The organism is Lentzea sp. NPDC004789 (assembly GCF_053601075.1).
The window spans coordinates 429651-441905 of sequence record NZ_JBSGBE010000001.1 but is presented as its reverse complement, the minus strand read 5'-3'; the positions used below and the strand labels follow the sequence as shown (position 1 = coordinate 441905).

The window sequence follows — 12255 nt, the reverse complement described above, 5'->3', positions numbered from 1 at the left end:
GGCCTTTCCGGTGAAGTCCTACTTGATGACGACGATGCCCGACGCGACGATCCTGCCGTCGACCTTCTTGCCGTTCACGTGCACCGACGCACCGATCTTCAGCTCGCCGGAGACGACGGTCTTCTTGAGGTCGTAGTCCACGTCGACGGTCGTGGAGGCGTCGACGCGCACCTTGACGGACTTGCCCTTGACGACCGCGACGACCTCGCCGGTCACGTTCGCCGACGCCTCGGCCGACTGCCCCGTCGCCGGCGCGGCCGTGGCCTGGGCGGCACCGCCGAAGAGTGCGGCGGTGGCGGCGAGTCCGACGAGAACACCCTTGATCGCGTTCATTTCTTCTCCTTGCTGCTTTCGTGCCTTGGGGAGATTTCCTGGGCCCGTGGAAAATCTGGCTCATCGAGATCCGCACCCTCAAGAGGGCGGTGCGAAGAATTCGTGTTCGCCGAACTCGCGGTTTGCATTGGTCAACGACTTCGGTGGCGTGTGGCAAACTGGTGGCATGCTGCGGAACATGTTTCGGTGGGGCCGGGCCAAGGCCGTCACCCAGTGCTCCTGCGAGCCGGAGTGGCAGGGCCTCTACACCGAGCTGGACGGCCAGCGGCAGCTCGCGCTGCCCCGCGACGAGATGGCCACGATCGTCGGCTACCTGGACCTGACCGCGCACTGCGCCGGCTGCGGCGCGGAGTACCCGAAGCCCTGGGGCCTGGCCTCTCGGTAGGCTCCTCCGTCGTGCTCACGGTCTCCACGATCAACGTCAACGGTCTGCGCGCCGCCGCCAAGAAGGGCTACCTGTCCTGGCTGGAGGCCTCCTCCGCGGACGTGGTGTGCCTGCAGGAGGTCCGCGCGGAACCGGACGAGCTGCCTCTCGACGTCCACTCGCCCGCCGGCTGGCACGGCGTGTACGCGCCGTCGTCGTTGAAGGGCCGCGCGGGCGTGGGCGTTCTCTCGCGCGTTGAACCCACGTCGGTCCGTGTGGGCTTCGGTGCCTCCGAGTTCGAGTCCAGCGGCCGGTACGTGGAGATCGAGCTGCCGGACGTCGTCGTGGCGTCCCTGTACCTGCCGTCCGGCGACGTCGGCACCGAGAAGCAGGACGAGAAGGACCGCTTCATGGCGGCCTTCCTGCCGTACCTGGTGTCGCTGCGGGAGAAGGCGGCCGTGTCGGGCCGTGAGGTGCTCGTGTGCGGTGACTGGAACATCGCGCACCGTCCCGAGGACCTGAAGGCCTGGAAGACGAACCAGAAGTCGTCCGGCTTCCTGCCGTACGAGCGGGAGTGGATGTCGTCGGTGTTCTCGTCGGGGTACACCGACGTGATGCGGTCGCTGCACCCCGATGCCGTCGGGCCGTACTCGTGGTGGTCGTACCGCGGCAAGGCGTTCGACAACGACTCGGGCTGGCGGATCGACTACCAGGTGGCCACGGACGGGCTCGCGGCTCGGGCTCGGAGCGCCGTGGTGGAGCGGGCCGCGACCTACGCCGAGCGGTGGTCGGACCACGCCCCGGTCACCGTCGTGTACGCCGACTGACGGCTCACTGCTTGGGCTTGGTCTCGATCATTCTCGCGCCCGGCCGGTACTTGTCGCGGTTCTTGCCGGTGACCTCGTGCTCGGTCGTCTCGTCCATGAGGAACCGCGTGCGTCCGTCGTCGAACAGGGTGACCCAGCAGCCTTCCCGAACCTCGAAGCGCCAGCTGGGCGTCTCTCTCGCGCTTCCTGGCCGCCGCACGGCGGTGAACACGAAGGTCTTCCCGGTCTCGCTCATGGTCTGATCGTCGCCACCGCGGCCGCCTGCGTTTCGGACTCAGCCGAGCAGGAGATCGGGTACGCCGACTGACCCAGCCCGACCAGCCTTTATCGCTCCCGTCCCCCGCCTGACCGCTCGATTTCACCTGCCGGCTCCCCGAATCTGAACATGATTCACCATCGATGAGATCGGGGGCGGCTCATGGCGGGGTTCAACCGGCGCACCTTCCTGATGGCGATGGGCGTGGGCGCGGCAGGCCTGCCGCTCCTGGACGCGCAAGCGGTTGCGTCCACCACCGGTACCACCCTGGAAACCGCGGCCGCACCCATCGGCACCAGCGGTTACCGCAGGCTCGCGGCAGGCCCCGGCTGGCCGACGGTGATCCGCACCGACCTGATCCAGGCCAAGGCGGGCCGGGAGGCGCGGCGTCAGGCGTTGGCGAGCTTCGTGCAGTTCAGCGACATGCACATCTGCGACGCCCAGAGCCCGCTGCGGTTCGAGTACCTGCACCCGATCATGGGCTCCAGCGCGCACCGGCCGCAGGAGGCGCTCACCGCGCAGGGCTCGACGTCGCTCGTCAGGCGCGTCAACGCCGTCCGCAACGGTCCGCTGACCGGCAGGCCGTTCGACTTCCTCATGACGACCGGCGACAACACGGACAACCACGAGAACATCGAGCTGGACTGGTTCCTCACGATCCTCAACGGCGGCCGCATCACGCCGAACACCGGTGACAGCCGCTACGAAGGCGTGCAGAACTCGGGCCTCAAGACGTTCTGGCAGCCGGACATGAGCGGCAGCGACGACTACAAGGCCGCGGGATTCCCTCAGCTCACCGGGTTGCTCGACGCCGCGGTCAGGGAGTTCACCAGCCCCGGCCTGAACATCCCGTGGTACTCGACGATCGGCAACCACGACGACAGCGTCGTGGGCGCGCTGCCGGACGGGCTGCTCGACAGCTGGTACACCGGCCGCAAGAAGATCGTCGGGTTCGGCGACCCGGTGCAGAACGCCAAGGTCGCGCAGGCGTTCAACGATCCCAACGCCATCCCGGAAGCGATGGCCATCCTGGCGAGCGGCGGCGTCGTCCGGACTGTTACGCCCGACGACAGGCGACGGCTGTTCGACACCGGTGAGTTCGTGCGCAAGCACTTGCCGACGGGCGGTCACGGGTACACGGACGCCAACGCGGACGGCAAAGACGTCTTCTACACGTTCCGGATGGCGCCCGGTGTCACCGGCGTCAGCATGGACACGACGAACCTCGCCGGGTTCTCGACGGGCTCGATCGGTCTGCACCAGCTGAACTGGATCGAGAAGGTCCTCAAGCGCAACAGCTCGCTCTACTACGACTGGCTCGGCCTGCCGCAGCGGCAGAACGTCACCGACGAGTTGTTCGTCCTCTTCAGTCACCACACGAGCACGACGATGGGCAACGTGCTGCCGGACAAGCGGCGCCCGCTGGACCCGCGCATGAACGGCGACGCGCTCGTCAGCCTGCTGCACCGGTTCCCGAACGTGCTGGCGTGGGTCAACGGGCACACGCACCGCAACGTGATCACGCCGCATCGGCACGACACGCCGTCCCGCAGCTTCTGGGAGATCAACACCGCCGCCCACGTCGACTACCCGCAGCACGCCCGTGTGATCGAAGTGGCGGACAACGGGGACGGCACCTTGTCGCTGTTCACTACGCTGTTGGAGGCCGACGCTCCGTACCAGGTGGACTACGACGACAGGTCGGACACGGCGCTGGCGAGCCTGTGCCGGGAGTTCACCTACAACGACATCCACACGCGCACGGACCCGCTCGGCACGCCGCTCGACCGGAACACGGAGCTGCTCGTCGCCGTCAGGTGAACGAGAATTCGCAGGCGCACCAACAGAACTTGATCCGTTGGGTGGTCCCGCGACCGTCTGTTTGACCGTTTAACTACCTGGCGCCGCCTGCGATCATGGTGGGGATGAACGAGCCTCGCGGACCTGCCGATGCGATTCGCGCAGCAGTGCGGCAGTTCGGGGAGATCGCCGGGCGGCAGCCGGACGGTGTCACCGGCGTGCGCGCCGCCGAAGGTGGCGGTTGGTCCATTTTGGTCGATGTCGTCGAGCTGGAACGCGTGCCCGCCAGCACGAGCGTGCTCGCCACCTATCGGGTCGACGTCGATCGCGATGGCGTCCTGCAGTCCTACGAACGGCTGCGGCGATACACCAGAGGTGCCACCGACCACTGACCCGAGGGGCTGCTGTGGAAAGCGCATCGAGTTCGCTCGCCGACGTGCTGGAGCGCGTGCTCGACAAGGGTGTCGTGATCGTCGGCGACATCGCGGTGAACGTCGTCGACATCGAGCTGCTCACCCTCCGGGTCCGGCTCTTCATCGCGTCCGCCCAGACGGCTCGCGAGATGGGCATGGACTGGTGGACCGGCGACCCGTTCTTCGCGCCCCACAGCGCACGTGCGGAGCTCGAGAGACGGACAGCCGGGTTGGAGGCCCCGGAGAGAGCCCCGGAGAGAGCCCCGGAAAGCGTCCCGGAGCCGGTTCATGAGCGCTGAGCGCGGTCTCTGCGCCTACGCGATCACCCGCGGAGAGCGGTGGGAGCTGGTCGGTCCCCCGGAGCTGCGTGCGGCCGGGCCGCCCCAACTGATCAGGCACGACGGGCTGGCGCTCGTCGTGACCGAGGTGGACACCGCGCTGTTCGGCGGGCTCGACGCCGAGGAACCGGCGGAGGACGGCCTGCTGGCCACGCTCGTGCGCGACCACGACGCCATCGTGCGAGCCGTGTTCGAGCACGAACCCGTGCTGCCGCTGCGGTTCGGCACGGTCGTCGCGGACGAACCGGCGGCGCGCAGGCTGTTGGCCTCCTCGCGCGACGAGGTCATCCGGTGGCTCGACCGCGTCGCCGGGCACCGCGAGTGGGGCGTGCGGGTCGAGCACGGGGCCCTGCCGGTGGAGGAGACACCGCTGACCGGGCTTTCCGGCGCGGACTACCTGCGCAGGCGCCGGCAGAGCCGCTTGGACGGCCAGCAGCTGAAGGATCATCAGACGGACGCCGCGCGGGCGCTGCACTCGGCCTTGGCAGGTCACGCCACCGACGTCGTCCACCGGACCCAACGGCCGCAGACGCTGCTCGACGCCGCCTACCTCGTGCCGGCGTCGGACGAGGACGTCTTCCGGCGGGCGGCCGCCGAGCTGGGCGAACAAGCGCGCGGCCGGGGTGCGACCGTGCACGCCACCGGCCCGTGGCCGCCCTACTCGTTCACGCGCCTGGAGCTGGGGGTTCCCGGATGACCGAGAACACGCTGGTCGACCTGCTGGACCGGATCGTCGACAGCGGTGCGGTGGTCACCGGTGACGTGATCATCACGCTGGCCGGCATCGACCTGATCCGGCTCGACCTGCGCCTGCTGCTGGTCGGCATCGAGGAGTCGCTGCGATGACCGGCGCCAGGGTTCCCGTCGACGCGGGCAAGGGCCTCGGCCGGATCGTGCTGGCCGTGCTGGAGATCCTCGAGGAGTTGCTGGAACGCCAGGCGATCAGGCGGATGGACGCCGGGTCGCTCACCGAAGACGAGATCGAACGGCTCGGCCAGGCGCTGATCGCCCTGCGCCGCCAGTTCGCCGAGCTGCGTGCCGTGCTCGAAGTCCATCCGGAAAGGACCGAACTGTGACCGCTCCAGCCCTGCCTGCGTCCGGTGGCCTCGCCGAAGCGCTGAACATCCTGCTGGACAAGGGACTCGTCATCGACGCGACGATCAGGGTCTCCGTGATCGGCATCGAGATCCTGACCATCGAGGCCAAGATCGTGATCGCCAGCGTCGACACCTACATCCGCTACCTGGAGGCCATGCAACGCCTGGACGCCACCCGGCGGGCGATTTCCGGCGTCGTGCCGCCACCCGGCACGCAGGGCATCCTCGGCACGCACGGCATCCTGCCGCTCACCGCGCCCGTGGCGGCCGCGGTCATGCCGGCCGAGACCGTGGAACGGGTCGGGGTGGAGGCACCGGAACGGCAGCTGTGAGCCTGCACCTGCTCGGCGTCGTGCGCGCGACGCACGAGGTGCCCGCCGGCCGGGACGTCCGGCTCGTCGTGCTGGACGATCTGGCCGCCGCGGTCCGCGAGGCGCCGGTGGCGGCGATGTCCCACTTCGAGGCGCTGTCCGCGCTGGTCGCCACCGGTCCCGTGGTGCCGGTGGTGTTCGGCACGCTCGCCGAGAGCGAGGAGGCGGTCCGTGCCGACGTGCTGGCACCGAGGGCGAACGGTCTGCGCGCCCAGCTCGATCGGCTGGCCGACGTCGTCGAGGTGCACGTCTACCTGCGGCTCGGTGCGTGGACCAGCGCGGACACCGCGCTGGAGCCGGTCAGCGCACTGGCGGAGCAGGCCGTCGAGCTGCCCTCCGAACGGCAGGAGGTCCGCAGGGCGTTCCTGGTGTCACGTGAGCGGCTGGCCCTCGCGCGGCAGGCCGCGGAGAAGTCGGGCGGGAGGTTCGCCGGCCCGCTGCCCGCCTTCAGCTTCCTGAACGCGGGGCAGGCGCCGGCGTCGCGCTGGGGCTGGTGAGCGGCCGGACTGGGAACTTGGTCACACCGTCGGAGAGGCGAACAGGAATTTTCGCCGCCTAAGGTCGTTGACGTGGCAGTGGACATCTCGCTAACCCCACCGCAGCCCCGTCCGAGCGCGGCGGCCATGCGGCGTGCGCTGCGCCGGGCCGCCGACGGTGCGGTGCTCGACGCGACCGAGGCCGCCGTGCTGCTGCACGCGCGCGGGGAGGACCTGGACGCGCTGTTAACCGCGGCCGGCCGGGTGCGGGACGCGCACCTGCTCGCCGAGGGGCGTCCCGGGGTCGTCACGTACAGCCGGTCGGTGTTCATCCCGCTGACCAGACTGTGTCGTGACCGGTGTCACTACTGCACGTTCGCGACCGTGCCGCACAAGCTGCCCGCCGCGTTCCTCGAACGCGACGAGGTGCTGGCGATCGCCCGCGCGGGCGCCGAACAGGGCTGCAAGGAAGCGCTGTTCACGCTGGGAGACCGGCCGGAGGACCGCTGGCCGGCCGCGAAGGAGTGGCTGGACGCGCGCGGCTACGAGTCCACTTTGGACTACGTGCGAGCGAGTGCCATCGCGGTGCTGGAGGAGACGGGCCTGCTGCCGCACCTCAACCCCGGCGTGCTGAGCTGGGAGGAGCTCACCCGGCTCAGGCCGGTCGCGTCCAGCATGGGCATGATGCTGGAGACCACCGCGGAACGCCTGTGGAGCGAGAAGGGCGGCCCGCACTACGGCAGCCCGGACAAGGATCCCGCGGTCCGGCTGCGGGTGCTGACCGACGCCGGACGCGTCAACGTCCCGTTCACCACCGGCATCCTGATCGGCATCGGCGAGACCCTGACCGAGCGCGCCGAGTCGTTGCTCGCGATGCGCCAGGTCGCCAAGCAGTACGGGCACATCCAGGAAGTCATCATCCAGAACTTCCGCGCCAAGCCGGACACGGCGATGCGCGGCATGCCCGACGCGGACCTGACCGAGCTCGCGGCGACGATCGCCGTGGCACGTCTGGTGATGCCGTCCACCGTGAGCGTGCAGGCGCCGCCGAACCTGGTCGGCGAGGAGTTCGGCCTGATGCTGCGCGCGGGCGTGGACGACTGGGGCGGCGTCTCGCCGATCACGCCGGACCACGTGAACCCCGAGAAGCCGTGGCCGCAGGTCGACCGGCTCGCGGACATCACGCGCGAGGCCGGTTTCTCGTTGCAGGAACGGCTGAACGTCTACCCGCGCTACGTCCGCGCGGCGGCGGGGCAGTGGATCGACACCCGGCTCACCGCGCACGTTTCCGCGCTGGCACTGGAAAGCGGCCTCGCGAACCCGTCGGCCGAGGTGGTCGGCCGCGAGTGGCAGGAGCCCGACGGAGGGCTCGACACGTTCGGGCGCGCGGACCTCAACACCGCGATCGACACCGAGGGCCGCACGAGCGACCGCCGCGGCGACTTCGACGAGGTCTACGGCGACTGGGACGAGCTCAAGATCCCCGTTGCGCCGCAACGACTTTCCGAAGACGTCCAACGTGGACTGAAGATCGCCGCGAATGACCCGGCCGCGCTGCTCGAAGACACCGACGCCGCGATGGCGCTCCTCACCGCCGACGGCGACGCGCTGGAAGAGATGGTGAAGCTGGCCGACGACCTGCGGCGAGAAGTGGTGGGCGACGACGTCACGTACGTGGTCAACCGGAACATCAACTTCTCGAACGTCTGCTACGTCGGCTGCCGGTTCTGCGCCTTCGCCCAGCGCGAGCGCGACGCGGACGCGTTCAGGTTGAGCGCCGAGGAGGTCGCCGACCGCGCGCAGGAGGCGTGGGACGAAGGCGCCACCGAGGTCTGCATGCAGGGCGGCATCGACCCCAAGCTGCCGGTGACCTACTACGCCGACGTCGTGCGCGCGATCAAGAAGCGTCTGCCCGAGATGCACGTCCACGCGTTCAGCCCGATGGAGATCGTGTCGGCCGCGGCCAAGGCGGGCGTGAGCGTCCGCGAGTGGCTGACCGAGCTGAAGGAGGCCGGCCTCGGCACGATCCCCGGCACGGCGGCCGAGATCCTCGACGACGACGTCCGGTGGGTGCTCACCAAGGGCAAGCTGCCGACCGCGACCTGGCTGGAGGTCGTCGGCACGGCCCATGAGCTGGGCATTCGTTCGTCATCGACGATGATGTACGGCCACGTGGACCACCCCGGCCACTGGCTCACCCACTTCAGGGTGCTGGCGAAGCTGCAGGACCGGACCGGCGGGCTCACCGAGTTCGTCGCGCTGCCGTTCGTGCACCGCAACGCCCCGATCTACCTGGCAGGCGTCGCTCGGCCCGGCCCCAGCCGCCGCGACAACCGCGCCGTGCACGCGTTCGCGCGGTTGGCGTTGCACGGACGCATCGACAACATCCAGTGCTCCTGGGTCAAGCTGGGCGACGAGGGCACCGCGGAGATCCTCAACGGCGGTGCGAACGACATCGGCGGAACCTTGATGGAGGAGACCATCAGCCGCATGGCAGGGTCCGAACACGGGTCGGCGCGTACTGTGCGTGAGCTTGAGACCCTGGCTTCGCTCGCAGGGCGTAACGCCCGTCAGCGGACTACGACATATGGGCGAGTGCGATCCGATCACGAGTGACCGATAGTCTGATTCGGCGCATCGACGCTACCGGTCATCGGTAGCTTGGCGGCCAATCAGTCAGCAAGGTTCACCCTTCCGGGGTGAGTCTGTGCCTTGGGGAGGCTCGGCAAGTGCACGGCATGAGTCTGGTACTGAGCGCTGCGGTTGAGAGCAGCATGACCGGTACCGCTGCTGGTCCCGTGGGTCTGATCGCGGTCACGGCGGGCGTCGGCGGTCTGGTGTACGGCCTGGTCAAGCGGCGCAAGCCGGCCACGATCCCGGCGGCGAACCAGCGCATCGACCTGGTCGGGCAGGACACCGCGCAGAACTGATTCGCCTGATCTGAGAAGATTCGTTCGTGTCCACGGAGAGCGCACCCACCCGTCGTCCCCGAGTGCTGTCCGGCATCCAGCCGACGGCAGGCTCGTTCCACCTCGGCAACTACCTGGGCGCGGTGCGGCAGTGGGTCGCCCTGCAGGAGGACCACGACGCGTTCTACTGCGTCGTCGACCTGCACGCGATCACCGTGGAGCAGAACCCGAAGGAGCTGCGGCAGAACACGCGCGTCTCGGCGGCCCAGCTGCTCGCGCTGGGCATCGACCCGGACCGCGCGACGCTGTTCGTGCAGTCGCACGTCCCGGAGCACGCCCAGCTCGGCTGGGTGATGCAGTGCCTCACCGGCTTCGGCGAGGCCTCGCGGATGACGCAGTTCAAGGACAAGTCGTCGCGCTCGGAGGCCGCCGTCGGCGTCGGCCTGTTCACCTACCCGATCCTGCAGGCCGCGGACATCCTGCTGTACCAGGCGCACTACGTGCCGGTCGGCGAGGACCAGCGGCAGCACCTGGAGCTAACCCGCGACCTCGCGACGCGGTTCAACTCGCGCTACGGCAAGACGTTCCGCCTGCCGGAGGCGTACATCGTCAAGGACACGGCGAAGATCTTCGACCTGCAGGATCCGACGGCGAAGATGAGCAAGTCGGTGCCCGGCGGTGTCGTCGAGCTGCTGGAGGACCCGAAGCGCTCGGCCAAGAAGATCCGCTCCGCGGTCACCGACACCGGTCGCGAGATCATCTTCGACGCCGAGAACAAGCCGGGCGTCTCGAACCTGCTGACGATCTACTCGGCCCTGACCGGCCGGTCGATCGACTCGCTGGTCGCGGACTACGACGGCAAGGGCTACGGCGACCTGAAGAAGGACCTCGGCGAGGTCTTCACCGAGTGGGTCACGCCGGTGCAGGAACGCGTCCGGATGTACCTCGACGACGTGGCCTCGCTGGACAAGATCCTGGCCCGCGGCGCCGAGCGCGCCCGTGAGGTGGCGTCGGTCACGTTGCGCCGGTCGTACGAGAAGATCGGGTTCGTTCTGCCCGAGTAGTGCGCTTGCACTAGCGTCTTCGCCGTGGACAAGTGGCGGCGGAAGTACGCGTGGCTGGACCACATCCTGCTGGCCTACGAGCGCTACACAGAGCGCTACGGCACCCACTACGCGGCCGCGGTCACGTACTTCAGCGTGCTGTCCCTCGTGCCGATCCTGATGATCGGCTTCGCGGTGGCGGGCTTCGTGCTGCAGTCCCAGCCGGACCTGCTGGCCGACCTGCGGTCGTCGATCGCTCAGGCCGTGCCGGACGAGAACCTGCGCAAGCAGATCAACGACGCCGTGAACAACGCGTTGGACTCCAAGGGCACGGTCGGCATCATCGGTCTGCTCGGTGCCGCCTACTCGGGCCTCGGGTGGATGAGCAACCTCCGCGACGCGCTGACCGCGCAATGGGGTCACGCCAAGGAGAACCTGCCGTTCTTCGGCACGTTGTGGCGCGATCTGCTGGCGTTGATCGGCCTCGGGCTGGCGATCGCGCTGTCGTTCGGCATCACCGCGCTCGGCTCGGGGTTCACGAAGCACGTGCTGGAGTGGCTGGGCCTGGAGGACGCCGGCTGGGCGCGGGTCCTGGTGCAGATCGCCGCGATCGTCCTGTCGCTGCTGGCGAACTGGATGGTGTTCCTCTGGGTGCTCGCCCGGTTGCCGCGCAAGCCGGTCGGGCTGCGCAGCGCGTTGCGCGGGGCGCTGGCGGCGGCGATCGGGTTCGAGGTGCTCAAGCAGGCGGCGACGATCTTCCTGTCGTTCGTGACCCGCTCGCCGACCGCGGCCGCGTTCGGGTCGGTCATCGGTGTGCTGGTGTTCGCGAACCTGGTGGCGCAGTTCCTGCTGTTCATCACGGCCTGGACGGCCACCGCGCGGGAGAACCGGGAGCCGGAGGTCGTTGCGGCGCCGCCTCCTGCCGTGATCCGGCCGGTGATCTCGGTCCGGCGCGGTCCTTCACCGTCGTTGCTGCTCGGGGCCGGTGCGGTGGTCGGCGCGCTGCTCGGGATCAGGTGGCGCCGGTGAGTGCCGCGCGCTTCAGCGTGTGGATCACCGGGGCGGTCTCCATCCGTTCGATGCCCTCGATGGTCGCGACCCGTTCGGTCAGGTACGCGTAGAGCGCGTCGATGTCGCGGCACACGACCTTCGCGAGCAGGTCGGCCGGTCCGGTCGTGATCGCCGCTAGCGCGACTTCCGGTTGCCGGGCAAGGGCCTGCGCGGCGGTCACCAGGTGCTTGGGGCGCACGGACATCCACAGGATCGCCTGGGCGCTGAACCCGAGCACCGCGGGGTCCACGTCGACGTCGAAGTAGAGCAGTCCGCTCGCGCGCAGCTGGTTCACGCGGCGGCGCACGGTCGGTTCGGACCACCCGGTGGCCGCGGCGAGGTCGGTGAACGACGCGCGGCCGTCCTCGCGCAGCAACGCCGCGAGGCGTTCGTCCACCTCGGGTTCCTCGGCCTCCTCGGTGTCGAAGGACGGCGTGAGCGCGGCGATCTGGTCCGCGGTGAGCGCGCCCGCGCGGCCGTGCCAGCCGACCGGGCCGCCGACGAACGACCGCAGCAGGCAGTGCGCGGACACCGACAGGACCTTCGGGGTGCGCGGAAGTTGTTGCAGCAGCAGGGCTTCCGGGGCGTTGTCCGCGCGGATGACGCACGAGATCTCGGTGCCGCCGGACGTGAGCTGCACCCACGTCGTGTCCGGCCGGCCCGCCAGTGCCCGCGCGACCTGCACGGCCGTGTCCGGAGCACAGCTCAGCCGCAGGAACCACTCCACCTGGCCCGCCCTGCGCGCGTCGATCATGCCGACCACCCGCAGCGCGCCGCTCTCGCGCAGCTTCCGGTAGCGCCTGGCCACGGTCTGCTGGGACGTGCCGAGGACCTTCGCGACGTGGTTGAACTGGGCGCGGCCGTCGATGTGCAGCGCGTGCAGCACCGCGCGGTCGAGATCGTCGAGTGTCACATTTCCGATGCTAGGCCGGTTCTGATGGAACTATTCGTCTTCTATGGCTCTATTTGAGGTAGTTC

At 69.2% G+C, this 12255-nt stretch carries 17 protein-coding genes; 14 read left to right on the top strand and 3 right to left on the bottom strand.

What is annotated here, in order from left to right:
• Nucleotides 1-18 precede the first annotated feature (18 nt).
• Nucleotides 19-333, bottom strand: coding sequence for a hypothetical protein (locus ACWEIJ_RS02145; RefSeq protein ID WP_449835367.1), 315 nt, complete (start codon nucleotides 331-333; stop codon nucleotides 19-21).
• 178 nt (nucleotides 334-511) lie between these two features.
• Here ACWEIJ_RS02145 and ACWEIJ_RS02140 point away from each other — a divergent pair, with 178 nt between their 5' ends.
• Both ACWEIJ_RS02140 and ACWEIJ_RS02135 read left to right on the top strand, forming a co-directional pair.
• A complete protein-coding gene (locus ACWEIJ_RS02140; RefSeq protein ID WP_449835366.1) occupies nucleotides 512-718 on the top strand; it encodes a hypothetical protein in 207 nt (68 codons plus the stop codon).
• A gap of 11 nt (nucleotides 719-729) precedes the next feature.
• Nucleotides 730-1524, top strand: a complete 795-nt coding sequence (locus tag ACWEIJ_RS02135) for an exodeoxyribonuclease III (RefSeq protein ID WP_449835365.1) — start codon at nucleotides 730-732, stop codon at nucleotides 1522-1524.
• 4 nt (nucleotides 1525-1528) lie between these two features.
• On the opposite strand, the gene ACWEIJ_RS02130 is transcribed toward ACWEIJ_RS02135, so the two are convergent.
• Nucleotides 1529-1759 carry a hypothetical protein gene (locus ACWEIJ_RS02130; RefSeq protein WP_449835364.1) on the bottom strand — a complete coding sequence of 77 codons (231 nt, stop codon included), beginning with the start codon at nucleotides 1757-1759 and terminating at the stop codon, nucleotides 1529-1531.
• 183 nt (nucleotides 1760-1942) lie between these two features.
• Here ACWEIJ_RS02130 and ACWEIJ_RS02125 point away from each other — a divergent pair, with 183 nt between their 5' ends.
• The 12 genes from ACWEIJ_RS02125 (at nucleotide 1943) to yhjD (ending at nucleotide 11256) form a co-directional block, all read left to right on the top strand.
• Nucleotides 1943-3601 (top strand): TIGR03767 family metallophosphoesterase, encoded by a 1659-nt coding sequence (locus ACWEIJ_RS02125; RefSeq protein ID WP_449835363.1) that lies wholly within the window; start codon nucleotides 1943-1945, stop codon nucleotides 3599-3601.
• Between the two features lie 104 nt (nucleotides 3602-3705).
• Nucleotides 3706-3972 (top strand): gas vesicle protein GvpO, encoded by a 267-nt coding sequence (gene gvpO / locus ACWEIJ_RS02120; RefSeq protein ID WP_449835362.1) that lies wholly within the window; start codon nucleotides 3706-3708, stop codon nucleotides 3970-3972.
• A 14-nt stretch (nucleotides 3973-3986) separates the two neighbouring features.
• The gene (locus ACWEIJ_RS02115; RefSeq protein ID WP_449835361.1) at nucleotides 3987-4292 is read left to right on the top strand and encodes a gas vesicle protein; all 306 of its coding nucleotides are present in this window, start codon (nucleotides 3987-3989) and stop codon (nucleotides 4290-4292) included.
• Nucleotides 4282-5028, top strand: coding sequence for a GvpL/GvpF family gas vesicle protein (locus tag ACWEIJ_RS02110; RefSeq protein WP_449835360.1), 747 nt, complete (start codon nucleotides 4282-4284; stop codon nucleotides 5026-5028). The genes ACWEIJ_RS02115 and ACWEIJ_RS02110 overlap by 11 nt, the downstream gene beginning before the upstream one ends.
• Nucleotides 5025-5177, top strand: coding sequence for a gas vesicle protein GvpJ (gene gvpJ, locus ACWEIJ_RS02105; protein WP_449835359.1), 153 nt, complete (start codon nucleotides 5025-5027; stop codon nucleotides 5175-5177). Before ACWEIJ_RS02110 ends, gvpJ (ACWEIJ_RS02105) begins: the two co-directional genes overlap by 4 nt.
• Complete coding sequence (locus ACWEIJ_RS02100) at nucleotides 5174-5407, top strand: gas vesicle protein K (protein ID WP_449835358.1); 234 nt, start codon at nucleotides 5174-5176, stop codon at nucleotides 5405-5407. The genes gvpJ (ACWEIJ_RS02105) and ACWEIJ_RS02100 overlap by 4 nt, the downstream gene beginning before the upstream one ends.
• The gene (gene gvpJ, locus ACWEIJ_RS02095; protein ID WP_449835357.1) at nucleotides 5404-5760 is read left to right on the top strand and encodes a gas vesicle protein GvpJ; all 357 of its coding nucleotides are present in this window, start codon (nucleotides 5404-5406) and stop codon (nucleotides 5758-5760) included. The genes ACWEIJ_RS02100 and gvpJ (ACWEIJ_RS02095) overlap by 4 nt, the downstream gene beginning before the upstream one ends.
• Nucleotides 5757-6296 (top strand): GvpL/GvpF family gas vesicle protein, encoded by a 540-nt coding sequence (locus ACWEIJ_RS02090; protein WP_449835356.1) that lies wholly within the window; start codon nucleotides 5757-5759, stop codon nucleotides 6294-6296. Before gvpJ (ACWEIJ_RS02095) ends, ACWEIJ_RS02090 begins: the two co-directional genes overlap by 4 nt.
• A 72-nt stretch (nucleotides 6297-6368) precedes the next feature.
• A complete protein-coding gene (locus ACWEIJ_RS02085) occupies nucleotides 6369-8891 on the top strand; it encodes a bifunctional FO biosynthesis protein CofGH (RefSeq protein ID WP_449835355.1) in 2523 nt (840 codons plus the stop codon).
• Between the two features lie 158 nt (nucleotides 8892-9049).
• Nucleotides 9050-9205, top strand: coding sequence for a hypothetical protein (locus tag ACWEIJ_RS02080; protein ID WP_449835354.1), 156 nt, complete (start codon nucleotides 9050-9052; stop codon nucleotides 9203-9205).
• A 26-nt stretch (nucleotides 9206-9231) separates the two neighbouring features.
• Complete coding sequence (gene trpS / locus ACWEIJ_RS02075) at nucleotides 9232-10248, top strand: tryptophan--tRNA ligase (RefSeq protein ID WP_449835353.1); 1017 nt, start codon at nucleotides 9232-9234, stop codon at nucleotides 10246-10248.
• Nucleotides 10249-10272: 24 nt separating this feature from the next.
• On the top strand, nucleotides 10273-11256 hold the full coding sequence (gene yhjD / locus ACWEIJ_RS02070) for an inner membrane protein YhjD (RefSeq protein ID WP_449835352.1): 984 nt from the start codon (nucleotides 10273-10275) through the stop codon (nucleotides 11254-11256).
• Here the strand turns inward: yhjD and ACWEIJ_RS02065 are convergent.
• Nucleotides 11240-12190, bottom strand: coding sequence for an Lrp/AsnC family transcriptional regulator (locus tag ACWEIJ_RS02065; RefSeq protein WP_449835351.1), 951 nt, complete (start codon nucleotides 12188-12190; stop codon nucleotides 11240-11242). The genes yhjD and ACWEIJ_RS02065 overlap by 17 nt on opposite strands.
• Between the last annotated feature and the right edge of the window lie 65 nt (nucleotides 12191-12255).